This is a genomic window from Photobacterium sp. 270122K, assembly GCF_059941365.1.
On record NZ_JBPOEN010000003.1, the window covers coordinates 279,126 to 305,427 of the forward strand.

The window sequence follows — 26,302 nt, forward strand, 5'->3', positions numbered from 1 at the left end:
GGCTCAAATTCAGGGTGTAAAAGACCCGGCCCAAGAGGCACAACCTATTGAAACGTCAATGGGAATACGTGTTTGCTTCACGTCTTTAACTTGGGAGTGATACTAAACAAATCTAATTTATGAGTAAAATGAATGGTTATCATATTTACCATGCATTTTGTGCATTTATTGATTTTTCTTTTATCAGGCGCTTGCTGGCAATGAAGAGGGCTGAATAGAGAGTGACAGTGCGGCAGTTAATACAAGAATATCAGGCGAAAGAAGCGACAGATAGACACAGAGCATATCAAACAAATTGCATCACATTGCTTTTAATTTGACCGTTTAGGTTAGGGCAAGTAATTTTTTGAAACCAATTGTAAATACTATAGTCATAATGAGCGAAATAATAATAGGATGGGAAAGTCCGTGTTTAATTATCAAGCAAGACCGCACGTATCTATCAATAAACTGCCGATTATTTTGGCGCTCTACTATACCGTTGTTGTGAATCTGCCGATTGCCCATGAGCTATGGCGGATCATGTCAGCCATGGATTCTTATAAACAGGGCTTTGTGTTATCACTCCCCGTGTTTTTCTGTGCCGCTTTTCAGGCGATTTTTCAGCTATTTAATTGGCCGTATTTCTCGAAGCCTTTCTTTATTTTCTTATTATTGACGTCAAGTTTAGTCAGCTATGCCATGTATAATTATGGCATCTTCGTTGATTACGGGATGATTGAAAATGTCTTTGAAACCAACGCCGGAGAAGCGAGTAGTTATTTGAGCGCTTATTCCGTTGTCTGGTTTGTGTTGATGGGGGGGGGACCTGCCTGCTTATTGGCGTTCACCAAGTTGGAATTTCCCGGCGCAAAATCCTTCTTTGGCTGGAAATTGGGCGGTATTGCGATTTCATTGATGGTAATTGGTGCCATTGCCGGCCTGTACTACAAAGACTACGCATCCGTTGGTCGTAATAACCATCATTTGAAGAAAATGATCATCCCCAATGAATACGTGTGGGGAACCTATAATTATGTCCGTGATACTTACTTTGTTGATCCTGTGCCTTACAAGGAAATCGGCACCGATGCGAAGCAAACAGCAGCGGCCAAGCCAACGTTGCTGGTTTTTGTGCTAGGCGAAACCGCACGTGCGTATAACTATCAATATCATGGCTACGACAAGCCAACCAACCAGCATACTGCGCCGGACAATCTGATTTTCTTCCAAAATGTCACCTCCTGCGGCACAGCGACAGCCGTATCTGTACCTTGCATGTTCTCTAACATGAACCGTACAAATTACGATAAAGAGACGGCTTATAACCAAGATAATGTGGTGGATATCATGCAGCGTGCCGGTATTCACTCGATTTGGCGTGATCATGATGGTGGGGATAAAGGCGTTGCGCACCATATCCGAAAGTTAACTCAAATGCCGAAAGATGCGGATCCGCTGTGTAATAACGATCATTGCTACGATATCGCGATGCTAGAAGATTTTGCGGAAGATGCGAAGGGGTTAACTCAAGATAGTATCATCTTCTACCATATTTCAGGCAGTCACGGTCCAACGTACTTTAAACGTTATCCGGAATCTCACCGTGCGTTTACGCCTGATTGCCAGCGTGCAGACATTGAAAACTGTACGAATGAAGCCTTGGTGAATACGTACGATAATACGATTTTGTACACTGATTACTTCATTGCGCAGGCCATCGAGAACCTGAAATTGGTTTCTGACAAATACAATGTGGGTTTGATTTATCTGTCTGATCATGGTGAATCATTAGGCGAAGATGGGGTGTACTTGCATGGTATTCCGTATGCCATTGCACCCAAAGAGCAGACTCACGTGCCGATGCTGATGTGGTTCTCTGATGATTTCAAACAGCAAAAGCATTTGAATGACGACTGCTTACGTCAGAATGCGAAAGAAGCGACTTATTCACACGACAATCTGTTTGATTCGTTGCTCGGTATCATGGATGTCGAAACGGATGCTTATCGCCAGCATCAGGATGTATTTGCTACCTGCCGCGCATCGTAAATAACCCGAACGATAAAATTGAAAACGCCTATCTGTGTTATAGATAGGCGTAATATGTCACTAGTTGATAACTATAAATTTAAATTGTGAATGTATTTTATATTTATTTATAGAGAGTCAATAGTATCAAATTGGATGCTACGCTCACGAGGTTTATCTTCACCAGTATTGAGATCCATTATACCTGTAAGAGGGGTTCCTTTAATAGTTTCTGCGACATAATGCAATTTGTTTCCGCTTAAATCAATATGAAGCACATTTAGGTTTTCTAGTACGGAGGAAACGCTATTATCTTTCAAGTTTAATAGTGTTACGCGATCCAAACCTCGAACAGCAACCCAGCTTTCAGACATAAATAAAACTCGATTACGATTAATTCCATGTGACATTGCAGAGATATTCACATTTGTATCTGTATCAATCAATAGAGTTTCAATACCGTTTGCATTAACATGCTTAAGATACCATCCGTGAATGCCATTAATGGTATCTTCTGAAATATAAATAGCACCATTCCCACCTTTTAAAGGAATGTTTTCCCATTGAATACCCCAGATGTTTTTGTTTGAGCGTTCACCTGTTTCCATGTCAACATATGATTTTATATTGCAATCATCAACGATAGCGTATCTATTGGATAGTGCAACGATGTGATTAGAGTTGCATCCTTGAATGTTGAATCGTGTACCTGTCTCAATACCATGAATTTGGTTTACAGAATTATCATTAGATCGTAAAACGAAAAAATCTCCCGATACATCATGAATATACTTTTCTCCATCAATCACAGATTGTAACTTAGATACACTTTGGCTTCCTGGTTCATAGATGCTACCATCTGAAAATATGATTTTTCCACTTTCAGTTAGAGATATAGGCATTGAGGTTACGTCAAGTCTTAGGTGACTTCCATCTCTCTGAACTACATAAAAAGCTGGGTTGGACTCATCTGAGTTTAAAACTTCAAAAAATGTTTCGTTGCCAATTACTTTAAAATCTACAACTTGATATTGAGGTTCAGTGATATTATCAAGTTCCCCTTGCTCTGTAATTTTATAAGCAGAGTTACTTGAACGACTTTTTGTTGAAAGAACAAGAGCTGTAGCATCATCCATTTTAAATGTTATGCCTGAGCCTGAGCCTGAGCCTGAGCCTGAGTCTGAGTCAGAGCCTCCACATCCTAGAAGTGACAGTGAGATTAAAGTGGTAAGAAGTAGTTTTTTCATTGTAATTATGCTTTAGTTAAATATTTTTATGGTTGCATATGCTATTGGTAAATGAAAATACGTTAAATTAAAAAATTTCATCATTAAGCTGTTTGGTTGTATTTTGGTCGCAGGGTTTGTTTGTTGTTTGATTTTTGTTCGTTATTGGTGGTGAGTAATTTGATAGTTATGGGGCCGTTTTGACCCATATTCGGCTGTGATGAGTGCAATTTTATTTTATGCGTTGAATGATGATTTTTCTATTGTGTGGTGGTTTGGGTGCCAATTTATGGATTATTCATTCCCGGCACCCATTGGAGCAAATATTAGTAAAGCGCCTCAAACGCATCGATTTTCTCTTTGCCACGCAGTAGTAAGAAATTCAGGAATCGACTTGGGCATGTCGTGAGTAGGTACTCTTCTTCCACCTCGTGTTTTTTCAGTAGGGCAATCGCCAGATCGAGTGTAGCGATCTCTTCACAAAAGTGAGCGTCTGAGCCGGTCGTGAATTGCACGCCAATGGCTTTGCCGCGTTCCACAATGGTGTTGCAGCGTACATCACTGCCGTGACGGCTTTTGCCGGTCAGCGAGGTGTTATTGACTTCAATGGCCACGTTGTATGTTTTGGCACATGTTAATACCGCATCAATATCAAACGGGTAGTTAGGGTTGCCTAAGTGACCCAGTACATCGACACGGCCGCTTTTGATGATATTAACGAGTGCCGTGGTATGGTCCGCTTCTGTGCTGGGTGGGAATACCGGTTCATGGAAGCTGGCAATCACCCAATCAAGGTGCTGGTCGGAAGAAGGGGGCAGGTCTATCTCGCCCTCAAGGTTGAGGATGTTGGCTTCCACACCTCGAATGATGCCCACATCGTGCAAAAAGCGCGGCAAAATGCGCTGGTTGTTAAAAAACCAGTAGTGTGGCGCGCCTGGCATGCTCGGGGCGTGATCCGTGGTACATAATAGCTTGAGGTTTTTGTTTTTGGCGGCCAGTGCGTTTTCAATGATGGTGCTGTACGCATGGCCACTTGCGAGAGTGTGAGTGTGGGTGTCAATCACGATGTCCATCATAATCTCCTGCTAGGTGAACAACTTATTGAATGGCAAATGAACCGTCTTGGTTCAAGAACAGGGTGAGATCGGCATTGACGGAATGCTGGAGTACCTTTTCAACATTGACCGCATCTGAACGCTGATAAAACGCCAGTGCCTCTTCTGGTGATGTCCCTCCACGTATTTTGCGACTGACGAGACGCGCTTGCAAATATTCAGGTTGTGTATCAATAAAAACAGTGAAGTCGGCAAGTTGGTGCAGTCCGCGCCATACGGGTTCGTCTAATAGCAGCCAGTTACCTTCCACCACCACAATGTTTTTCGTGACCGCAATGGCATCATCTACCGGATCATGCAGGTTGCGATCGTAATAAGGCCAAGCCGGATCGCCCGTTTTCAATTGCTTGAGTTTGGCGATGAGTTCTGTGAGGTTAAAGGTTTCATATGCGCCTTTAATGCTACGCAATAATATTTGTTCGCCATTTTTCTCAATGGTATTGGCATCAAGAATGTCATTGGGGTAGTGGAAGCCGTCCATCGGTAAGACTTGCAGCGGCTCAAGGTCGGGCTGTTGTTCAGACAGATATTCCCAAAAAGCCGCAAGGGTGGATTTGCCGCTGCCGGGAGGGGCGGAGAGAAAAATCACCACACGTTGCTGGGTTTCTTGAAATAAACGGGTAAATTTTTCGACCAGCGGCTGGTGGATGCGTTGAATGTCTTGGTCGGGGAAGTCGGCTTGGGTCTCAAAGCCGCTGATATTCAGGTTCACTTTCATGGCGAAGCCTCATTGATTAATTTCACTTTCGAGATTTTCTAATAGCAACTCACAAGAGAGGTTAAGGACGGTTTTGATCAGCGATTCATACCGCATCTGTGAAAATTCCTCGAAAGAGGAAAACTTAATCTTGTTGATGGACTCAAGGTAATAGCCGTCTTGCTGGGATGATAATACCGCCTGACTTTTAATGAAGTCGTAGACGACGTCATCGCCAAATTGCAGCGCATCGGGTAGGGAGGCGGCGTATTCTAGCGTCTGGTTGTACAGCCCGATGTCAGCATAGGTTTTGAGCGAAATTTTGCCCATCGCAAACATCAGTTTTGATACCACATCGGTGGTTTCCAGCGGGCCATCTTCCCGTAATAAGGGTTCCACGGCATACTCCATCACCAGTGCATCCTGAACAAACACGCGAGGGAGTAACGCCTTTAACTTGAGGTTGATCACTTGATTTGAAATCTGAAGAAATGACGAGGCATTCTCGCAATCTTCCAGTTTCTTAAGTAGTGCATTTTCACGTGACAACGTTGGTAACCTCTTGATTATGTGGCAGCGCAAGGCTACCACATAATGTCATTGTGACTAAACCGTCAAGCTCACGTTGTAGAAGGCGAGCAGCGCTTTTTCCGCTTCCACATTCCACACATAGTTGTTGGCTTTCAGAATGGCATCCAGTTCTACAAAGAACGGGTCGTTGTCAGCCAAAGAGAGGAAACCATCAATGGCTGTCAGCGGCAGATCAATGTGCGGGTAGATAAGCTTCTTTCCGCCGGGGATGTCCAACTGATTCAAAATGGTGTGCGGTGCGGCTTGCAGCCCGCCCACGTGAGTGATCATGAAAGACGGGTTGATTAAACGATCTGAAGACAGATTCAGTGATTCAATCATGTCACCGGTTGAGCCGCCCGATGTGCCGACAATGTGGGTTGCTTCATAATGCACGTTGTAGAAGTTAAACGGCACTTTGAAGTTTTTGTCTGTTGGCCCTGCGAAGAAATTCAGGCAGCCGTCATTCCCCAGTAATTCATCGGCTTGCTCCAGCACTTGTGCAACGGCCGCGTAAACCATGACATCGTCATAGCCTTGGTCGTCATTCAGTGATTTCAGATAAGCAACGGGGTCATCGACGTTGGCCGTGTTCACATAGTGAAGTTCAATACCTTGCGCTTGTGCGGCGCTCACCGGGATCAGGCTTTCTGCGCGATCAAGGCGAGCTTGGTCGATGTCTGTCACCACAATGCGTTTCGGTTTGATGGAACCGTTAATCGCATAGTCGATAGCACCAATCCCCATTGGGCCGGCACAGGCCAGTAGTGCCAGTGAGCCGTTGGCTTTGATGCCCATATCATGATCATACACGTACGGTTTAGTGTGGTAGCTGGCGTGGTACGCGCCAATGATACAAGACATAGGTTCGGCCAGTGATGCGTCAGCAAAATAGTCACCGCTGTATGGCAGGACACAGCCTAAATCAATGGCGATTTTTGGAATGATGGAGTAAGTCGCGTTACCGCCGAAGGTTTCGTAGCTGTAACCGGCAGAGTAGCCAGAAGGTAGCCCCATCGCTGGCTGCAACACAAAGTATTCGCCTTTCGTGAACTGATCTTTGAGGTTGTCGCCGACTTCTACAATCACACCAGCGTATTCATGACCGGTCATTACGGGCACGTCTTCGATATTCTCGGGTACACGCTTGTGTTGGCAGCCTAGCAATGCGGCTTTGTAGGTAGAAAGACAAATACTGTTTGAGATGTTTTTGACGAGCAGTTCGTCTGGGGAAATTGCTGGTAAATCAAAGGTTCTGAGTTGTACGTTCTTTTCGCCACAAATAACCGCTGCTGTTGTTTGTACCATGATAGGTCTCCTGAAGTCTTTAGAGTCGGAGCGGTGAACCGCCCCGGACTGTTTGATTAGGCTTGTTGTTCGATAGTTACCATCAGCTCATCAAGAGCAGGGTCATTGAGGAAGTTCTTAATCGTGATGACGGGTAGCCCGGTTGCGTTCACGGCACGGCTCTCTAGGCTCTCGTGGGTGACGACAATGTCTGCATCACTGGGGACTTTTTCGATAGCGAAGTTCTTCACTTCAATATCAATCCCCGCTTTGGTGAGTTTGCGCTTGAAGGTAGATGCTCCCATGGCGCTCGACCCCATACCCGCATCACAAGCGAAGGCGATAAACTGAATCGGTTTGGCCTGTGCGTTAATCGTATCCAGTGCATTGGTTGCGATTGCTGTTGCAGGTTTTGCCGCGCCTTCAGCTTTCATGTCTTTCATGTCGGTGACAGATTGTTCAAAGTCGCTTTCTTTCACTTCTGACTTGCTCATTTTCAGGATGGCGCTGGCCACCAAGAAGGAGACAATCGCGGCACTTGTCACACCGGCAATGGTGCCGATGAAGCTGCCTTTTGGCGTTAATGCCAGGTAAGAGAAGATAGAGCCAGGACTTGGGCCTGCAACCAGACCTGCATCGAACAAGTTGAAGGTCGCAATACCTGTGGCTGCACCTGCAATCATGGCGAGAATCATGACAGGTTTCATCAGTACGTACGGGAAGTACAGCTCGTGAATACCGCCAAAGAAGTGAATGATGATGGCACTTGGTGCTGAACGCTTACTCAGGCCTTGGCCGAACATGGCATAAGCCAACAGCATACCCAGACCCGGACCCGGGTTAGACGCCACCATAAAGAAGATAGATTTACCGGTTTCAGCCGCTGCTTGCAGGCCTAGTGGGTAGTAAATTCCCTGATCAATCGCGTTATTCAAGAACAGCACTTTTGCCGGTTCGTTAATGATCGCCAGCAGTGGCAGGAAGCCAGTGGCAACCAATGCTTCAATGCCTGATTTCACAAAAAGGTTCGCAGCAGTAACGGCAGGGCCCACAATTTCGTAAGCAAACAGACACAGCAGCATGCCGACAATACCGAGAGAGAAGTTATTCACCACCATCTCGAAACCGGAAGGGATACGGTGTTGGATGCGTTTATCCATCTGCACCACCACCCAAGCACTGAGTGGACCCATGATCATCGCACCGACGAACATGGGAATATCAGCACCGACGATGACGCCCATGGTACCGATAGCACCGGCAACGGCACCGCGCTTTTCTCCGATAATTTGACCACCGGTATAACCAATCAGCAGCGGCAGCAAGTAGGTGATCATGGGGCCGACAAGTTCACCAAACGCTTCGTTTGGCATCCAGCCAGTAGGAATAAACAGGGCAGTAATAAACCCCCAGGCGATGAAAGCGCCGATATTGGGTAGCACCATGGCGGTCAGGTGACCCCCAAAGGCTTGGACATTCGCTCGCATATTCGTTTTCACGTTATTATCCTTCTTAGTACGCTTTAATAATGTCGAGGACTTGTTCTTTGGATGCGGCTTGTGAGAGCTTTACAATACTGTCTTCATCCACAAACATTTCGCTCAGCGCTTGAATCACTTCGATGTGGGTATCAGAATCTTTTGCTGCTAAAGTAATAAGGATGTTTGCGGGGCCCAGTTCAGAGCCAAAATCAATCGGGGTTGGGAATACATGGATACCCAATCCGGTTTTGATGACGCCAGCCTCAGGACGGGCATGTGGCATGGCGAGCCCAGGACATAATACGTAGTAGGGGCCGTTGTCGTGGGTAGATTGAATAATCGCGTCGGCATAATCGGCGGATACGTAACCGCGTTCTTCTAGGTAAGCGGTGGTTTTTCTTACGGCGTCTTGCCACTGATAAGTGTTGTCATTGATAACATCAACCAGTTCATGATCAATTAACTCATACAGCATGTCTTTATTCCCTGTCGTCATTGGTTGTGCTTATTATCAATACAATGAGAGGGCGGAATCAAACCGGTTAAAAGTGTGATGGATGCGTGATTAAATTCACTGTCAAGCGATGAAATAGTCCTGCGCACACAGTTTCAATGTGTAATTAAATGACAAAATTTGTCTGAGTAACAAATCAATAGCCTAATTGTGCGCTTAATCAAAATATTCAAAATTAATACAAATTAGCACCATGTGATGGTTATCAACTTTGGTGGATTGTCTGTATGAATTTTTTGAGGTAGATCGGCTTTGAGATTGGTCCCTTTTATAAGGGAATATGTGCGTAGTTGATGGGAAAGGGGGGGGGATTGCGGGAAAAAGCAAAGTGTGTAATTCGATAACGTGTTTGTGTGCTTTGATTAGCACTCTGCTCATAGCGATTATCTTGCTTGCAAAACACAAGATAACAGTCGCCGTTGTTTGAATGTATTTTCAACGTCTCCTCGTACGAGATAGCAACTGACATATCGTGTTTGAGAATGACGTGTTGAGCGTCGAGCTTTAAACCTACATCTATCGGCTTTGTTTTTTATTTAATATTTATTATTCAATGGTTTGATGTTAATGATGGATAGGGGAGGGTAAATATTACTCTAAGAAAGGTGATAGTATTCATGACGCGATTGTTTACATCGTTGTGAATGTAGGGCAATGGAGGAGTTGTATGATATTGTTTCATCACGAAACGGAAATAAAATAGTATATCTTCGCACTCAAGATTAGGTGTAAGTATAGAGTATACTTACACCGTGATAGCTTTTATTCGTATAAAGCTAATGTGTTTTGAAGTTGTTCAGAATAATTGAAAATATCATCTACAGTATCAATCGGATAACGAGTTTCATTTTTACTTTCATCAAAGATACCAATATATTTTTGCTTGGTATTGAACCATAATCGGCATAGTGGCTTTCTATTGTTATCATCGAGGAGGACGCCAAAGTAGCTCTGTGTATCTCTAGAGTATATCCTTTGGGCTTCGATTTTTTGTCTTAAAATGGCTTTGACAATATTAAAACCTTCGATTTCCTCGTCTGTTGTTGTTACTTTTGATTTTTCAGGTACATCTTGAGTCTCTAACATTGATGCTATTTCCACACTTGCAACTTTTTGATTTTCTATGATTTCACTACCACCAATTGCGGATTTTAATCGGGCATTAATGCTGTCATTTAAAAACTGTGTTAAGGCTTTACTTGTTATTTCTAGAAATTGTGACTTAACTTTTGCAGTTTGAACACCATCATAAACTCTTGAGGTGAAAAACTTTACGAAGTCTTCTTCTGGGTTATTGAATTGTTCAGCGAGCACTTTCTTTATTTGATTTAGGTACTTTAATTCACCGGCAGCATCAACAACGGAATCAACATCAAAGGATGATTTAGTTAGTTTTTTTATTTCAGGAACAGCATGTTCATCAAGATCTTCAAGGTCTAGTGTTAAAAATGGTTTTTCATCCATTTTATTTGGGGCATCTAAATCGGTATAAAATTGATACTGTGCACCATTAGTTAAAATAGCAATACGTGCATTCGTGACGGAGAAATAGCGGAAGAGTTGGTTGGCATGTTTAGTCGAAAGGGGCTCACTGTACTTTTTACACTCAATGAGTATTTGAACAGCGCCATCTTTCAGTAGAGCGTAGTCAACCTTCTCTCCTTTTTTGGTTCCTGTATCAGCGGTGAATTCAGGAACAACTTCGTTTGGGTCGAAAACATCATAGCCTAATACAGAGTGTAAGAAGGGCATGACTAAAGCATTCTTTGTTGCTTCTTCTGTCGCTAGATTATCGGAAACTTGAGAAACTTTCTTGGAAAGGGCTTGAAGGCGTTCGATAAAATCCATATGTGTCACCATTTGCAATGCAAAAAGGTGATTATATATTCGTTTGAATGCACGGCATTATTATAAAGTGAATTATGTGATGTTTGTGGCATATGACCTCAAAGAAAAAGGCCGCTAATCAGCGGCCTTCAATCGATCATCAACGTGATAACGTCACTTCAGCCAAGCCGAAATCACTCTTTACCAAACACGTTGTTTTCTTGTTCTTGCACACGGATGAATGTGGTGCGTTTTGTTAGCTCTTTAAGCTGCGCTGCGCCAACATACGTACAGGTTGAGCGTACGCCACCCATGATGTCTTGAATCGTGTTGTTAACCGTGCCACGGAATGGCAACAGTACGGTTTTACCTTCAGCAGCACGGTAGGTTGCTACACCGCCTGAGTGCTTGTCCATCGCGCTCTGGCTAGACATGCCATAGAACTTCATGAACTGCTTGCCGTCTTGCTCAATCACTTCGCCGCCGCTTTCTGTGTGGCCAGCCAGCATACCGCCAAGCATCACGAAATCTGCGCCGCCGCCGAAGGCTTTAGACACGTCACCCGCACATGAACAGCCACCGTCACCGATAATACGACCGCCTAGGCCGTGTGCTGCGTCCGCACATTCAATGATGGCAGACAGCTGTGGGTAGCCCACGCCAGTCTTCACACGAGTCGTACATACAGAACCTGGGCCGATACCCACTTTCACGATGTCAGCACCCGCAAGGATAAGTTCTTCAACCATGTCGCCAGTAACCACGTTACCTGCGCTGATCACTTTATCAGGGAAGGCTTCACGTACTTTCTGTACGTATTCAACAAGGTGCTCAGAATAACCGTTCGCGATGTCGATGCAAATAAAGATAAGATCGTCAGTCAGCGCCATGATGTCTTTGGTTTTTTGGAAGTCTGCTTCAGACGTACCGGTAGACACCATTGCGTTGTTCAGAACGCTTGCATCAGACGATTTAACGAATTCAGCCCAATCGCTTACTGTGTAGTGCTTGTGGATGGCCGTCATTACGCCGTGCGCCGCAAGGGCTTTAGCCATGTTGAAGCTACCGACTGAATCCATGTTAGCAGCAATAATAGGTACACCTGACCATTGACGACCGCTGTGCTTGAATGTAAAATCGCGGGTTAATTCAACTTGAGAACGGCTTTTTAGGGTTGAACGTTTTGGACGAAACAGTACATCTTTAAAACCCAACTTCAAGTCTTGTTCGATACGCATTGGTCATTTCCTTCTATAAATCGACTTTTCTATCGAATATTTGCTTTTCGGCTTTCAGCTACTGGCAGGTAGCGGTTAGATCACCGTAAAGCAGGCACAAAAAAACCGGAGCGTTGGCAGACGCTCCGGTTTTCAGCATTATAGAGCCAGAAACTTTATTAACAAGTCTGATAATCCATTTTTTTTTGTGTTATCCTCACGAAGATATACCCACCAAAACCCATACGCAATCGTTTGTATCGCTGTGTTTTTAGGCGAAAAATGGTATTTCCGCCTGTAATTCCTCCGTTTTTATTTCTGTTTATACGCCATTCACATTTCCCATGATGTTCACTGACGCTTTTTTCTTTACCTGACCCCGTGATTTATTTTATCGGCGCTGTGTCGGTATAAACACGGCGGTAAAAACCACCCATAAACAACAGGCATAAAAAAGACCCCGCAAGCGGGGCCGTCGATAACATATGCGCTAAAGTTAGGCGTTAAGCCGATTATGCTTCTGCCTGTACCGCGTCATCGTGTTTGTTTTCAGCATTACCTTGCTCGGTGCACTGTTCGGCTTTGTTAAGCATCACGCGAACAAGGGCAGAGGCGAGTAGGGCAACCACCACCATCACAACTGCCAGCATGGTCAACATGCCAAAGTAATCCCCGTAGAGCTGCTTCACCAAGGCTTGTGTGATCACCTGGCCTTTTTCAAGTGCAATTGAGGTTGAGAACACTGCACCAATAATGCCGCTCAGTGCCATCGCCACAGAGAACAAGCTGACAGAGAAGTTCTCAATGTGTTTCGGGGCCACTGACAGAATGAACGCTACCACAAGGCTACCCACAATCACTTCACCAATGGCTTGGAAGAAGTGGATCAGCAAGAACACTTCCGGACGGATCACCACATCTGTGCCAATGGCTTTTACTGCCATGGTGAGAATGCCGAAGGCAATCGCGGTGAGCACAAAGGCGAAACTGATTTTGGTCGCGGTAGAAAAGTGAATGTTACGCTTTTCAAGCGCAGAAAACGTCATGGAAACCAACGGGCCACCAATAATGCACCACAATGGGTTCATCGCCATAGAGGCTTCCGGTGCGATAGGGACAATCCCGAACAGATCGCCACGCATGGTATTGATGGTCACCAAGGTCATGGAGGTCATCATCTGGCCGTAGTAAACAAAGAACGCGGTGGTAAGGGCGGTCATGATCAAAATGGTGCCCATTTTCAGCGCGTCCGCTTTATTGGCTTTCATCATCAGGAAGACAAAGTAACCAATCGCGGCCAAACCAATGGCGTACACAATGTTCTGGCCAATATCCATGTTAGAGAACATGAAGAACACCAGACCTATCATGGAGGCTGAGATGGCGGTGAACGCGATCCAGTTTTTAATGCCAACCGGTTGCTGATCCATGTCTGTCGCTACTGCGATCAGCGGTTTGCGTGATGCCAGTAATAGAATAAAGGCGATGGTGGCCATGAGTACTGACAGTGTGAAGCTGCCATTGAAGCCCAGTATCAACACAAACATCGGGAATAAATACTGCCCCAAGAAGGCACCGATATTGTTGACGGAGTAGTTAACCGGATAAGCGTTTTCAAAGTCTTCTTCACTGTGGAAGGTGCGCTTATACAGGCTAGGGTAAGACGGCGACATTAAGCCGCGTGAATAACTGGCAAGAGCAATACCGATCAAGCTCAGAGAAACGTTGAGTGATGACGCGCCCATGACCAACAGCACATAGCCGATGGCAAAACCTAAGTAACTGATCGTGAGTGAGCGATAGGCGCCCAAAAATTTGTCAGCAATGAAACCACCGGCAATAGCAAACAAGGGGCCAATTGAGGAGAACGCACCGACCACCATCATGGTGTCGGCTTCGCTGTAATTGAGATCCTCGAGGAAGAATCGAGTCAGGATCACCATCACGCCGTAAAATGATAAACCAAACATCATTTGGCATACCATCATTGACTTATTCAGTCTATTCCACATTGCTGTATCTCTATGTTCATGGAGGGTTGAAAACTATCAATTTGTAAGCAAATGTAAATTTGCGCGTTGATATTAACATTATCAGTTGCTGTGATCTTGTAATGAAGAGTGATTCGCGACGATTTTTAGCGAAAAAATCCGTTTATACCTTGGCGATATATTTGCAAAATTGAGACATCGGTGCTTTCTTATAAGAAGTCATTGTGTAAATGGCTTGGTGCGCGTGGGATGAAATGTAAGTCAACGTCCCAAGTGAAAGACAAGTGAAAGCACAGAGGGAAGAGGGGTTGCGGAGCGGCCTGTATAGATGAAATGAAAAATAACCAGTTATGTCAGAATTATTATTTTTCGTCGATCTTCTCTTCCATTCTCTGTTAATCCTTGCATAATCCCCCTGATTGGCTGGTTAAGTGGATAGATTGACCTTGTTTAATAGAAGAAAAATAAAACGAACCTTCCCGCTCGATTTTTACGGGGAAGAGGGAAGTTGGCGCTTCATTATTCGGGCAGAAAAGCCAAGTGAAGTGCTGGATGCGATGTACTGGCGCGCATACATTTCGTGCCACCGCAAAGATTTCGATCTGTTGCATATGGCAACGGATAAGTTCAATTACAAATACAATTATTCCAGTGCGGATTCGTCTGACTTGCATTACGCCAGCGCGGGTGCACCACTGCGAGTGAATATGATGGGGCCGATTGTCCCGATTTCTGCCATTTTGGCGAAAATTCATGAGCAATCAGCACCGGAGAACGCTGAAATACTGCGTCCTGCGATGCAATCGTAACCGCACTGCGACATACCGTATTCTAGAACAGGGAGCCAGATGGCTCCCTGTTTCTTTTGGTGACGCGGTGTTTCTTTGGTCATACCTTGTTTATTTGGGTCATAGTGTGTTTGTTCCTTCTTCTGAGATGTGTACGCTGTTCTCGCGTTCTCGCGTTCTCGCGTTCTCGCGTTCTCGCTTCACTGAATAGTATTTTCACCCTGAACCACGTAGAATACGCCCCCTTTGTGAAAGCGGTTGGCAACTAGGTAATCTCGTGATGAAGAACAAATTTGAGCTATTGGCACCAGGCGGTGATATTGAATCCATCAAAGCGGCGATCGTCGCGGGTGCGGATGCCATCTATTGCGGGTTGGATCACTTCAATGCACGTAATCGTGCCGCGAACCTGACGTTTGATGATTTGAACGGGATTGTCCGTCTTGCCCATCAATACGACTGTAAGATCTTCCTTACGCTGAACGTCATTATTCTTGAGCGTGAAATCCCCGCTGTGATTGCGTTGCTAAATCAATTGGTTAACACCAAAATTGATGGCGTGATTCTGCAGGATCTGGGGTTGTTCTATATCCTCAAAAAACACTTCCCAACCTTGGATGTGCACGCCTCTACGCAGGTGAATACGCACAACGAAGGCCAAATCCGATTCATGGGGCAGTTGGGCGCGTCGCGCGTGAACTTGTCGCGTGAGTTGAATATCCGTGAAATTAAGCATTTGGCGCAGTTTGGTCACCAACATAACGTGCTGATGGAAGTGTTTGTACACGGTTCTTACTGTATTGGTTTTTCTGGCTTGTGTTACATGAGCTCAGTGCGCAATGGTAATTCGGGTAACCGTGGCCGCTGTAGCCAGCCATGTCGTGATAAATACCAAGTCACGGATACCGGTACCGAGCACCCGCTTAACATGAAAGATAACTCCGCCTTTGGCGATATGGCAGCACTGGCGGATGCCGGTGTGTACTCGCTGAAGGTGGAAGGGCGTATCAAGAAATCGCACTACGTGTACACCGTGGTGGATAACTGGCGTCAGCAGATCGACCGTTACTGCAACAACGAAGCGTTACTGACAGATACCACAGAACTGTACACGGTGTTTAACCGTGACTTCTCGAATGCGTATCTGACTGGCGAAATCAATAAAGGTATGTTTATTGATAACCCGCGTGATCACTCGGTGAAGCATTTCACGACAATCCACAGTTGTACCACGCCAGAGTCCGTGCAAGGTATTAAGAAAAAGCTGTATGACGATAAGACTGACATCATCCAGACGGTTGAAACAAGAACACACGATCTGAATATTGCGAAGTTGCCATTGGCGGTGACAGTTTCTGCGGTAGAAGGTGCGCCATTGTCGGTGACGATCACCGGTGAAGGCTGCGATATGACGTTGACTTCCGACGTGGCATTGGTACAGAGTCACCGCCCAACACTGTCTCATGATGCGGTACAGAAGTGGGTAGCAGGCTTTGCTAATTGTGAATACGCCATTGCTGAGGTAGATGTATCAGGAGTCGATGAAAGCCTGTACATGCCATATAAAGAGCAGACAGAGATGCGTGAGCAGATTGCTATCGCATTGAACGGTGGTAAGCCGTTAGTCGCGCCAGTGACGCTGCCGGCATTCACGTCTGCGGAAACTGCATCAGAAACAGCGAATGAACAAGCCACCCCGTCTCTGAGCGTGTTGATTTCTTCTGTTGAAGATGTGGCATTGGCTGCCGACTCTGATGCGACCTTGTACTACCAGATGCCAGAAGCCATGGCGATGAACTTGACTGCGATGCAGGATCTGTTCAGTGCGAATTCGCATTTGATCCCGTGGTTCCCTGCGATTCTGATTGGCGATCACTACCAAGCGGCAGTGACCTTCCTTGAGACGGTAAAACCGGCGCGTATCGTGACCAATAACTTCGGTATGGGCTTTGCGGCGCACGAGTTGGGTATCGATTGGATTGCTGGCCCGCATATGAATATCACTAACTCGTACAGTCTGTTGTGCCTGAAAGAAGAATTTGGCTGTAAAGGCGCGTTCATTTCAAATGAAATTAACCGCACACAGGTGAAGCAGATCGTCAAGCCAGCAGGTTTTGAACTGCATTACAGTGTTTATCACCCCATCATGCTGATGACTAGCCGTCAGTGTTTCTTCCTCCAGACTGTCGGCTGTAAGAAGACGCGTTTTGATGATAAATGTTTGCGTAAGTGCGATAAAACAGCATCGATCTTGAGCCTGAAAGGGGAAAACTTTGTGTTGGCCAAGCAACGTGGTGATCACAATGCCATGTACAGCCAGACAAACTACCTGAATACGGATGTGATGGCCGATCTGCCGTTGGCATTAAATGGGTTGATGATTGATTTGCGTAACATCAAAACCGATACACAGGTCAGAGAAAGCAAAGCCGATGTGATTGCCGCGTTTCAGCAGCAAATCGCACAGCAAGACGGTCAACCGCTGCATGCGTTGATTTCACCATCGACCAAGACGCAGTATAAGAAAGGCCTATAAGCGAGATTCTAGATGCGAGAAACGCGTGTCTAGAATTTAGTTCCTCGTGCCTAGTTCCTAGAGCGAGTTTCTAGGATCTAGGTTCCAGGATCTCCTCCCAGATTTGCTCATAAAAAAGCCCAAGTCACATTACACGACTTGGGCTTTTTTGATCTCAGCAATGATTCGCTAGCAGCGAAGTGCAAAAGGGTATGTACGCGTTATTCCGCGGGTACACCATGCCACTGGTAGTGGTTGTTTGGTTTCTTGCTGACAATGCCTTCTTCCATAAACTGGCGAAATAGCTCGTCGACTTCTTCACTGCTCACTTTCAGGTAACGGGTTACTGCACGTTTGGTGCAGTTCACCTGATTGGCACTCAATGCATCAATCGCTTGTTCATACAGGCTCTTCGGCGCTTCAGGCTCCGGTGTCGGCTCTGGCGTCGCCTCTTCCATGTGTGTTTCATAATGCGTCGTTGGGTGAGACATGGTGTGCGACAGAAGCTCTGGTTGCTTCGCTTCCGTGGTGTACGCATCAATCGTGAATGGGTGACCACGGCGGAACTGATTGCGGAAACGCAACTCTTCACCGATCAGGCCCACGAAGAATGCCGCGAAGAAATCCAACAAGACAGACAGGAACACCACCAAGCCCAACTGTGCGGTTTGGGTTTGTACGCTCATTGATTTGGCCAAGCTGTCAATTAAGCCCACCACCGAGCCTTGGCTGACCACTGGCAAGCTGTCGCGTTCTGCGGCAAGGTCAAGCTGCTGCTGGCGCAGTTTGTCGTTCTCACGCTGAATGCGGGTTACGCCGGTCGCGATGCGTTCCATCTGAATGTATTTTTCAGCGGCTTCATTGTTAAGCGCAATTTGGTTATCAATCGCTGCAATTTGCATGTTGTAGCTGTTGATTTTGCTTTGCTGCACATTCACGTGGCTTTGTGCTTGGTTAGTGGCGCTGTTGATGCCCCCGATAGACCCACCAATAGAGATCGCCGCCAGTACCGCATAAAAGGCAAAGGCCGAAATCGCACCGGCATAGTTACGGCGTGCGCGTCGCTCGCCAAACTCATACCAAGCAAAGAACTTGCCGAGTTCAAAGATGATGGCCAAGCCACCAAACAGGATCTGCATGATCGGGTCTTCGTCGATAGACAAAAACAGTAGCAGCGAGAAAATGATCGAAGCAAGAATAGACGCACCGGTAAAACTGTACACGGTGCACATTGCAAATTTACCCTTCGGGTATCTAATTGGTAAGTTGTCGTCGTAAAGCATATAAAATTATTGCAACAAACATCGTTGCCCAGGTTGCGCTCACCGGCTCCCACCTATTGTGCAGGCCACTAAGCAAAAAAAAGGTGGCTAAGGATACCGCAAAATGGCCTGCGAACCCTTATAAAATAAGGCTTTTGCTGTTTTTACGCTGGATCTTTACACAGTGTTTGCATAACTGTTTAAATAGTAGCCGCCTCGTTTTTGTTAAACGTGCAAGGCGTGCCAGAAATGTGCATTTTTATGCCTATACAGCGTAATGTTGCGAAACGGTAAATTTCCTTTTTGACGCAGAGCAAGTATGCTCAAAAGAAGCATATCGGTATACGCGAGCAAGACGGAGGTAAGGCAATGTATGTGATTACCGAGCACGAAATTTCCGATCCCACCCTGTTTTGGCAACAGGCCAGCGGAACATTCACGCACCCGCCATTGGGGATACAGTTGCGCTCTGCGATCGTGCTAGAAAGAGAAACGCTGTGTCATTGCATGTGGGAAGGGGAGTCACTGCAAGCGATACGCGAATACCTTGAGCCTGCCCTTGGAGGAGCGAGCACCAATACCTATGCTGAGGTCGATCCCTATCGGGCGATTGGCTAATTGGCGCGACAAAGTGAAGCGGGCTGGAAAAAATAGACCGTAACAGGACAGACAAAAGAGAAAAGGCCGTGTTGTTTACCAACACGGCCTTTTTAAATGCGGTTATTTCATTGCGCCGTTAACGGGCCATGAATACGCCGGCTGCGGACACTTACTTCTTGTAAGAGTGAGCAACGTTGTCGATGCGCTGGTTAGCACGCATTGCTTCTTGGTAAGCCGCGTCAGATGCAGTTAGTGCATCGTTTACAGCGCCAGCCATTGCGTCTTGTTGAGTTTGAAGAGTAGAAACTTGCTCAGAAAGCGTGTCGATTTTGTTCGTCAGCTGGCTTAGTTGCTCAGCTTCTTCAGTGCTTGAACAACCCATAAGAGTTGTGCTTAGAATTAGACCAGTAGCAAGTGCAATAGAACGTTTCATGGTTATCTCCATTGTGGGATTTTGTTATTTTTGAAAATGTATCATTGTTCAAAACACGCATATTGTAACAATAATCTAGACACGGAAGTCAAAGTTTTTTTCATGCCTATATTTCATCTGAATGATTATTCACGGTAAAAACGTCGTGTTATTTCGTGGTAATCACTGCGTGTTTTTCATGGTTTGATGCATCGTTCTTGTTGATGTGGATTATGGATGCTTTATGTCAGAGAAATATCAGGAGAGCTAAAAAAATACCAAATAACAATCACGTATGTTGTTTTTGTGACTGCGTTGGTTGTATTTTGATCGATGTGGCATCATGGATAAATACACAGCGTGTAGCGGAATGTTACTTTGCTTTGTGTTTTGTCTTCTGATTTTCTCTGCGAATAAATATAAAGCATTGTTGCGGTAATCTATTTATTAATAGATTTTTTAGGAATAAAAGATTGCATATTTAAGCGTATAGAAAATAAAAAGGCGGGTGATTAATCCGCCTTTTGTGAAATATACGCGTTGGCTAAGCGTTATTTGCCTGCGATATTTAGCTTGTTAAAGCGAATGATCGGGGCAAAGAAATCACGTGAGTGATCGCGCTGTAACGTATCGCCGACCGCATCAATGGCTTTGATCATCTGATAGAAGTTACCTGCAACGGTAATGCCACGTACGGGCTGCACGCGTTTACCGTCACGGCATAAGAAGCCGCTCGCGCCGAATGAGAAATCGCCGCTGACCGCATCGGCACCAGAATGAACGCCTTGCAGTTCAACCAACTCCAGATATTCGCCCGCTGTGACCTCTGCGTGTGAACTGGTACCCGTAGCAATCACCGTATGACGGCCGGACACACCCAAGCCGCCTTTGGCGGAGCGCGCACCGTTGGCGGTGTTCTCAATGCCAAAATAGCTGGCGGTGTGGCTGTTATGCAGCAGGCTTTGTAGCTGGCCTTCACCGATCAAAATGGTATCACGTGTGGCATAGCCTTCACTGTCGAAAGCTTTAATTGACGAGCCGCCGTCTACATACGCCGTGTCAGACACGGTCAGCAGTGGGCTGGCCACCATGCTGTTCACGCTGTCACGCCACGGGTTAATGCCTTTCATGGCCGATTGGCCAGAAAAGCACATACCAAATGCCCCCAGCAGGCTGCTTAGGCAATCGAGCTCGAAGATCACGCTGTAGCTGCCGGTGTTAACCGGTGCACCGTCAAGCAGGGCTTTCGCCATGTCGTAACCGTGGTGAATACAGTAGTTGGCATCCAGCTCATCAAAGCGACGACCGGTGGACATGCCACCGTGCATCGCTTGCTTACCGTCTTTTTCATACAAGGTGTACGCGTAACAGTAGGTAGAGCGTTCTTGGTGGTAGCAGCGGGTGCCTAAAGTATTTGCGAGGATCACTTGGCTGTCGGACTCACCAAACCCGTTGTAAGGCGAAGAACTGGCGTTAGGCAGCGCGACAACACCGCTTTCCAGCGCGAGCGCCAGGGCGATTTTGTCATCAACGGTTGCGGTATCGGCCTGATAAATCTCTGGGCAATCAGTGGTAAGTGTGCTGTTGGCACAGCGGATCTGCTGATGTGCATCTTGCTGGGTGAAGGTCGCGTTCACCAAGGCTTGCTCTACCATGAGATCCAAGCTGGCAGGCTCGAGTGATTCGGAGTAGCTGGTAGCGACGCGTTGATCTTTCACCACGCGAACACCAATCACTTGGCCCGATGTCACTTTATACTCGTCCAATTCGCCGGCATTGGCTTTCAAGGAGAAATTGTTGCTGCCACTGGCGATCACATCGGCATCGGCGCCGGCCGCTTTTACGCGTTCCAGTACTTGATCAATCGCGGCTTGAAGTTGTTGTTGATCCGCCATTAGTTACCCCCTACAAGAATGTTGTCAACTTTAAGCGCGGCTTGGCCAACGGTGGTTGGCACGGAGCCACTGACCGATCCGCACATACCGGCGGCGAGGGCGAAATCATTGCCGACCATGGAAATTTCTTTCAGTACTTTCGGACCGGTACTGATCAAGGTGGCGGATTTTAGCGGCTGTGTGATCTTACCGTTTTCAATCAGGTAGGCTTCTTGCACGGCGAAGTTGAATTCACCGGTGCCCGGCTGTACTGAGCCGCCGCCCATCTTCTTGGCGTAGATACCTCGTTCAACCGTGCTGAGCATTTCTTCTAGTGAGCTGTCGCCCGCTTCAATGAAGGTATTACGCATACGGGAGGTGGGGGCAAACTTGTACGATTCACGACGGCCAGAGCCTGTCGGTGCGTAACCGGTTTTGCGTGCGCCCATTTGGTCAACCATGAAGCTGGTCAGTTTGCCATCTTTGATCAACTGGGTGCGCTGGGTTTCCATGCCTTCATCATCGATGTTGATAGAGCCCCATTCATTTTCCATCGTGCCATCGTCCACCGCGCTGACCGCAGGGTGTGCGATCATTTCGCCCATTTTGTCATGGAAGACAGAGGCTTTTTTCGCGACAGAGGTGGTTTCCAGCAGGTGGCCACATGCTTCGTGGAAAATAACGCCACCAAAGCCGTTGCCGATAATGACGGGCATTTCACCGGATGGGCAGTTTGCCGCAAACAGTTTGACCATCGCTTGTTTTGCTACCGTGTGACCCAGTTCATTGGCATCCAGGCGGTTGTTGAACTCCCAGCCTGTCAGTGCCCCCGGTGCTTCGAAGCCGGTAGATTGTTCGCTACCGTTCTGGGCAATTGCGGTGGCGGCTACGCGGGTGTAGTGGCGGGTATCGCCAATGTGTAAACCGGTCGAGTTGAAGATTTCGATTTGTTGTTCACGTTGCAGAATGCGGCCAATGAACTGATTGATTTTTTCATCTTCCGCACGGGCGGCAGTATTACATTGGCGTAGGAATTCGATTTTCGCTGCAAGGTGGCCGTCTTGGCTCAGTGGCTGTTGGCACTGATGCTTGTTGGCATAACGGCTCAGGTTCAGTGATCCGGCTGTCGCGATTTGATCGCGTTTGTCTTTGGCGGCAAGCAGGTCGGTAACGCGTTTCAGTTCTTCTTCGTCGGTGCTGTTGGTGTAGCCATAAAGCACTTTATGGCCGAAGAACAGGCGTACGCCGATCCCGAAATCAATCCCGGAGTTGATCTTGTCAATCTCGCCGGAAATCAGCTCAACAGAGCTCGACTGATGGTGTTCTACGAATAATTCGGCAAAATCCGCACCGAGAAACAGTGCGTGATCAATAACCGCCTGGGCGGTTGCAGGGTTAAGCATAGTTGCTCCTTGCGTCGTATCAGCCTGATGACTCAGGCTGTGAATGATTCATGCGGCAAAGCAGCGGTATCACTCGCGGCTGTGCCAGCATGAAAAATAAACACTCTGATATTTCTATTGAAATGAAAGCAATATGTAATCAGATTGTTTCTTTGTTTGCGAGTTTTTATGGGTGATAGTGCTAGTTCGCGTGAAAATTGGGTTATTTTTCACTCGTCATCGCACAAAGGATATGTTCCAGCTCATCCCATGGCAGCAATTCTTTGTTGATCACTTCAATGCGCGATTCAAAGCCTTCCAGTGTCAGCTCATTCACTGACACCACTTGGTTGACGACGTTGAACGCAAAACAGCCACGCTCGGTATTCACCACGGCTTTCACACGCTGTGCATTAAGATTAGTCAGTAGTGAGAAAAGTTGGGAAAAATCGAACAGTTGCTCGGCGGCAAAGAACCAACCACAGCTACGGTAGCCTTGGCCGCTGTTTTCTTTACGTACGAACGTTTGCCCCGGTGCCAGCTCAAAACCCGGCAGTGGTGCCGCTTCTTCGCTGTCTGCGTGATGGTGGTGATCGTGACTGTGCGCCGCATGGCGGGCTAAGCGATCAATGTCCAGCCAGTCTAACTGCAGTTTGCCTTGCTCCACTTGACCAAGGACGGCCTTTTTCGGTTCGATTTGCTCAACGTAGGTTTCAAATGCGAACAGATCGTAATCCACACACTGATCCACTTTATTGGCAACGACGACGTCGGCCAGTGCAATTTGATCTTGGAAATTTTGGTTGTCAGTGTACAGGGTGTCAGAGAAGTGACGAGGATCCACCAGCGTAATCGTCGCTTTCAAATCGATGTATTGTTGGTAGGTGTCAGAGGTCAGCTTGCTGATGATCTCTTTTGGGTGCCCAAGGCCGGTTGGCTCAAGCAGCAGGCGGTCGGGTTTTTGTGCCAGCAGGGCATTGATGCCGACAGACATCGGCAAACCTGCCACGCAACACATGCAGCCGCCAGGGACTTCTTTCACGATGGCGCCTTGTTGATCAAGAATTGCCCCATCGACACCGACGTTGCCGAATTCATTGATAAGAATGGCCCATTTTTCATTTTCTGGCTTACGCGCCAAAAGTGACAAAATCGCCGTGGTTTTACCCGCACCAAGGAAGCCGGTAATGATATTGGTTGGAATGCGCTTCATAGATTCGTTTTATTCATCCTGATTGGTGGCTGTCATCATATCACTTAGGGTCTTGATGCGTTACTCGGTCACTTTCAGTCGTTGGATAAATCAGCAATCCCGCTCACATTCCAGATAAAACAAGGTCACGGCAGGGCTAATTCTGGCCGATTTTTAAAGCCGTTTAACGCTGCGGGGTTGGCCAGTGCACCGAGGTTGTCCACGGGTTGATGATGCACCACTTGTCGGACGGCCAATTCCACCAGCTTGCCTGAGCGGGTGCGGGGAATGTCATCGACCGCCAATATCACCGCAGGCACATGGCGCGGGGAGCATTGCTCGCGGATCCGTTGGCAGATCTGCTGTTTGAGTGTGTCATCTAATGTGACCCCTTGTACTAACTGCACAAACAACACCACACGCACATCGTGGCTTGTCTGATTGTGGCGTGTTGGGTTGCGGTTTGCAGGATCGAGGTATGCTGGCTGACTGTCAGGCGTTGTCGCAGATAACGGAATATCTTGGCTGATCACCACGGCATCCACAACGGCGTTAAAACGATTCACCTGCCGATAGATCTCGGCGGTCCCGATACGGACGCCCCCAGGGTTAAGCACGGCATCGGAGCGCCCATAAAACACCATGCCGCCAGTGGGCTGTAGCGACACATAATCCCCGTGATGCCACACATTGGGGAAGGTATCCCAATAGGCATGGTGATAGCGCGCGCCATCAGCATCTTGCCAGAATCCCCACGGCTGATTGGGGAAACTGTTGGTGCAGACCAGTTCCCCTTGCGTCTGTTGCAGCGGCGCACCTTGCGCTGAAAATACCTGTACATCCATCGCCAATGCGCGCCCTTGGCATTCGCCGCGGTACACGGGGCTGATCGGGTTGCCGAGGGAAAAGCAGCCGCAGATATCGGTGCCGCCAGAAATGGAAGCCAGTTGCAGATCCGGTTTGATGGCCTGATACACGTAATCAAATTGTTCAGGTGAGAGCACAGAGCCGGTAGAGAACAGCGTTTTGAGTGCGGTGAGGGAATGAGAATGGCGCGGAGCGATGGCGTGTTTTTCAAGACTTTCAAGGTATTTCGCAGACACGCCCAAGTGGGTAATGCCCGCATCATCGGCCAGATCCCACAACACGTTGCCGTCAGGGTAAAACGGTGAGCCGTCATACAGCACCAAGGTGGCGCCTGATGCCAAGCCGGAGACAAGCCAGTTCCACATCATCCAGCCACAGGTGGTGTAGTAAAACAGGGTATCGGCGGGCTGAATATCACTGTGCAGCTGATGCTCTTTCAGGTGATTGAGCAAGGTACCGCCCACGGTGTGCACGATGCACTTGGGTTTGCCGGTGGTGCCGGAGGAATACAAAATACACAACGGGTCATTAAATGCCACAGGCACAAAACCCAGTTCGCAGGGGCCAGAGCCTTCACATATCTTTTCCCATGTCGCTTGTACGGGATGTGCTTGCGCCGCACTCGACGGTGTATCCGACGGTGTATCCGATGGGTCATGGGCTGAAGAATGAGAAGCAGGGCGAGAAGAGGGATGAAAAGAAGAACGAGAAGAAGAATAAGACACCGCGAGATAAGCCACTGACACACAATGCGTCAGCGAGGGCAGTTGCGCCACAATAGCCGCGACTTTGTCATGCAGGGCATAAGCCTGCCCGTTAAAGGTGTAACCATCGGCAAAGAACAGGACTTTTGGCGCGGTTTGTCCGAAGCGCTCCACCACGCTGTCGGCGCCAAAGTCCGGTGAGGTGGAGGTCCAAATGGCCCCCAGAGCACTGGTGGCCAGCATCGCGACCACGGTATGCGGCAGGTTGGGCAGGTAGCCTGCTACCACATCTCCTTTACGCACGCCTGCTTGGTGGAGGTATTGCGCCAGTTGTGCAGTTTGCTGATAAAGCTGCTGCCACGTCAGGCACTCTGCTTGTTGCGGTTGGCCCTCAGGGTAAAAGACAAGGGCGTTGGTTTCGGCCTCTCGGTGCCAATTTTTCAGGATGTTTTCAGCGTAATTGAGTTTGGCATGCGGAAACCATTGAGTGTCTTTCGCGGGGATGTTGCTGTCTGGCGGGTAATACGACACGGGCGGCTTTTTCGCCCCCACGACCTGACAGGCATCCCACAGTTGATCCCAAAAAATATCACTGTGTGTCACGCTCCATGCGTGAAGCTGGGCGTAATCGGCAAATGGCCCATGTCCCTGCTGGGTGAGTCGCTGCATAAAGGCATAGAGCAAACTGTTGTGGACGCGATCCGAAGAGGGCGTCCACAAGGGCGTGGAAGATGATGCGGCATCGGTTTGCGGTTGTGAGGTTGTCATCAT

General features: G+C 47.3%; 20 protein-coding genes. 4 read left to right on the forward strand and 16 right to left on the reverse strand.

All coding sequences use genetic code 11. The features are described 5' to 3' along the window. The first annotated feature begins 396 nt into the window (after nucleotides 1-396). Nucleotides 397-2,031: a phosphoethanolamine transferase gene (locus ACSF8W_RS07350; protein ID WP_500846325.1), complete on the forward strand. Its 1,635-nt coding sequence runs from the start codon at nucleotides 397-399 to the stop codon at nucleotides 2,029-2,031. Nucleotides 2,032-2,138: 107 nt separating this feature from the next. Here the strand turns inward: ACSF8W_RS07350 and ACSF8W_RS07355 are convergent, their stop codons facing one another. From ACSF8W_RS07355 to ACSF8W_RS07400, 10 genes are all read right to left on the reverse strand, one after another. After that, nucleotides 2,139-3,257, reverse strand: coding sequence for a hypothetical protein (locus ACSF8W_RS07355; protein WP_500846327.1), 1,119 nt, complete (start codon nucleotides 3,255-3,257; stop codon nucleotides 2,139-2,141). A 305-nt stretch (nucleotides 3,258-3,562) separates the two neighbouring features. Further along, nucleotides 3,563-4,309 (reverse strand): phosphatase, encoded by a 747-nt coding sequence (locus ACSF8W_RS07360; protein ID WP_500846329.1) that lies wholly within the window; start codon nucleotides 4,307-4,309, stop codon nucleotides 3,563-3,565. A 25-nt stretch (nucleotides 4,310-4,334) separates the two neighbouring features. Then, entirely contained in the window at nucleotides 4,335-5,069 is a 735-nt protein-coding gene (locus tag ACSF8W_RS07365) for a nucleoside/nucleotide kinase family protein (protein WP_500846330.1), read from the reverse strand. A 9-nt stretch (nucleotides 5,070-5,078) separates the two neighbouring features. Next, a complete protein-coding gene (locus ACSF8W_RS07370) occupies nucleotides 5,079-5,597 on the reverse strand; it encodes an MltR family transcriptional regulator (RefSeq protein WP_500846331.1) in 519 nt (172 codons plus the stop codon). A gap of 57 nt (nucleotides 5,598-5,654) precedes the next feature. Then, nucleotides 5,655-6,926 (reverse strand): zinc-binding dehydrogenase, encoded by a 1,272-nt coding sequence (locus ACSF8W_RS07375; protein ID WP_500846333.1) that lies wholly within the window; start codon nucleotides 6,924-6,926, stop codon nucleotides 5,655-5,657. Between the two features lie 56 nt (nucleotides 6,927-6,982). After that, a complete protein-coding gene (locus tag ACSF8W_RS07380; RefSeq protein ID WP_500846334.1) occupies nucleotides 6,983-8,404 on the reverse strand; it encodes a PTS mannitol transporter subunit IIBC in 1,422 nt (473 codons plus the stop codon). Nucleotides 8,405-8,417: 13 nt separating this feature from the next. Continuing rightward, complete coding sequence (locus ACSF8W_RS07385) at nucleotides 8,418-8,861, reverse strand: PTS sugar transporter subunit IIA (protein ID WP_500846702.1); 444 nt, start codon at nucleotides 8,859-8,861, stop codon at nucleotides 8,418-8,420. A gap of 801 nt (nucleotides 8,862-9,662) precedes the next feature. Further along, nucleotides 9,663-10,748: a type I restriction endonuclease gene (locus ACSF8W_RS07390; protein WP_500846336.1), complete on the reverse strand. Its 1,086-nt coding sequence runs from the start codon at nucleotides 10,746-10,748 to the stop codon at nucleotides 9,663-9,665. 173 nt (nucleotides 10,749-10,921) lie between these two features. Beyond that, on the reverse strand, nucleotides 10,922-11,965 hold the full coding sequence (locus ACSF8W_RS07395) for a GMP reductase (protein WP_500846338.1): 1,044 nt from the start codon (nucleotides 11,963-11,965) through the stop codon (nucleotides 10,922-10,924). 491 nt (nucleotides 11,966-12,456) lie between these two features. Next, on the reverse strand, nucleotides 12,457-13,956 hold the full coding sequence (locus tag ACSF8W_RS07400; protein WP_500846340.1) for a peptide MFS transporter: 1,500 nt from the start codon (nucleotides 13,954-13,956) through the stop codon (nucleotides 12,457-12,459). Between the two features lie 410 nt (nucleotides 13,957-14,366). Here ACSF8W_RS07400 and ACSF8W_RS07405 point away from each other — a divergent pair, with 410 nt between their 5' ends. Next, a complete protein-coding gene (locus ACSF8W_RS07405) occupies nucleotides 14,367-14,744 on the forward strand; it encodes a hypothetical protein (RefSeq protein ID WP_500846342.1) in 378 nt (125 codons plus the stop codon). A gap of 259 nt (nucleotides 14,745-15,003) precedes the next feature. After that, complete coding sequence (locus tag ACSF8W_RS07410; protein ID WP_500846343.1) at nucleotides 15,004-17,259, forward strand: peptidase U32 family protein; 2,256 nt, start codon at nucleotides 15,004-15,006, stop codon at nucleotides 17,257-17,259. A gap of 200 nt (nucleotides 17,260-17,459) precedes the next feature. On the opposite strand, the gene ACSF8W_RS07415 is transcribed toward ACSF8W_RS07410, so the two are convergent. Further along, entirely contained in the window at nucleotides 17,460-18,470 is a 1,011-nt protein-coding gene (locus ACSF8W_RS07415) for a Preprotein translocase subunit SecY (RefSeq protein WP_500846345.1), read from the reverse strand. A 399-nt stretch (nucleotides 18,471-18,869) separates the two neighbouring features. Between ACSF8W_RS07415 and ACSF8W_RS07420 the strand changes: the two genes are divergently transcribed. Further along, nucleotides 18,870-19,118: a hypothetical protein gene (locus tag ACSF8W_RS07420; RefSeq protein WP_428479003.1), complete on the forward strand. Its 249-nt coding sequence runs from the start codon at nucleotides 18,870-18,872 to the stop codon at nucleotides 19,116-19,118. A gap of 151 nt (nucleotides 19,119-19,269) precedes the next feature. Here ACSF8W_RS07420 and ACSF8W_RS07425 read toward each other — a convergent pair whose 3' ends face one another. The 5 genes from ACSF8W_RS07425 to ACSF8W_RS07445 all read right to left on the reverse strand — a co-directional run bounded on the left by ACSF8W_RS07425 (nucleotide 19,270) and on the right by ACSF8W_RS07445 (nucleotide 26,302). Beyond that, on the reverse strand, nucleotides 19,270-19,533 hold the full coding sequence (locus ACSF8W_RS07425; RefSeq protein ID WP_428479004.1) for an Lpp/OprI family alanine-zipper lipoprotein: 264 nt from the start codon (nucleotides 19,531-19,533) through the stop codon (nucleotides 19,270-19,272). Nucleotides 19,534-20,063: 530 nt separating this feature from the next. Then, entirely contained in the window at nucleotides 20,064-21,407 is a 1,344-nt protein-coding gene (locus ACSF8W_RS07430) for a TldD/PmbA family protein (RefSeq protein WP_500846347.1), read from the reverse strand. Beyond that, nucleotides 21,407-22,789 (reverse strand): TldD/PmbA family protein, encoded by a 1,383-nt coding sequence (locus ACSF8W_RS07435; RefSeq protein WP_500846349.1) that lies wholly within the window; start codon nucleotides 22,787-22,789, stop codon nucleotides 21,407-21,409. Before ACSF8W_RS07435 ends, ACSF8W_RS07430 begins: the two co-directional genes overlap by 1 nt. Nucleotides 22,790-22,991: 202 nt before the next feature. Then, on the reverse strand, nucleotides 22,992-23,981 hold the full coding sequence (locus tag ACSF8W_RS07440) for a CobW family GTP-binding protein (RefSeq protein WP_500846351.1): 990 nt from the start codon (nucleotides 23,979-23,981) through the stop codon (nucleotides 22,992-22,994). Between the two features lie 125 nt (nucleotides 23,982-24,106). Beyond that, the gene (locus ACSF8W_RS07445; RefSeq protein ID WP_500846352.1) at nucleotides 24,107-26,302 is read right to left on the reverse strand and encodes an acetoacetate--CoA ligase; all 2,196 of its coding nucleotides are present in this window, start codon (nucleotides 26,300-26,302) and stop codon (nucleotides 24,107-24,109) included.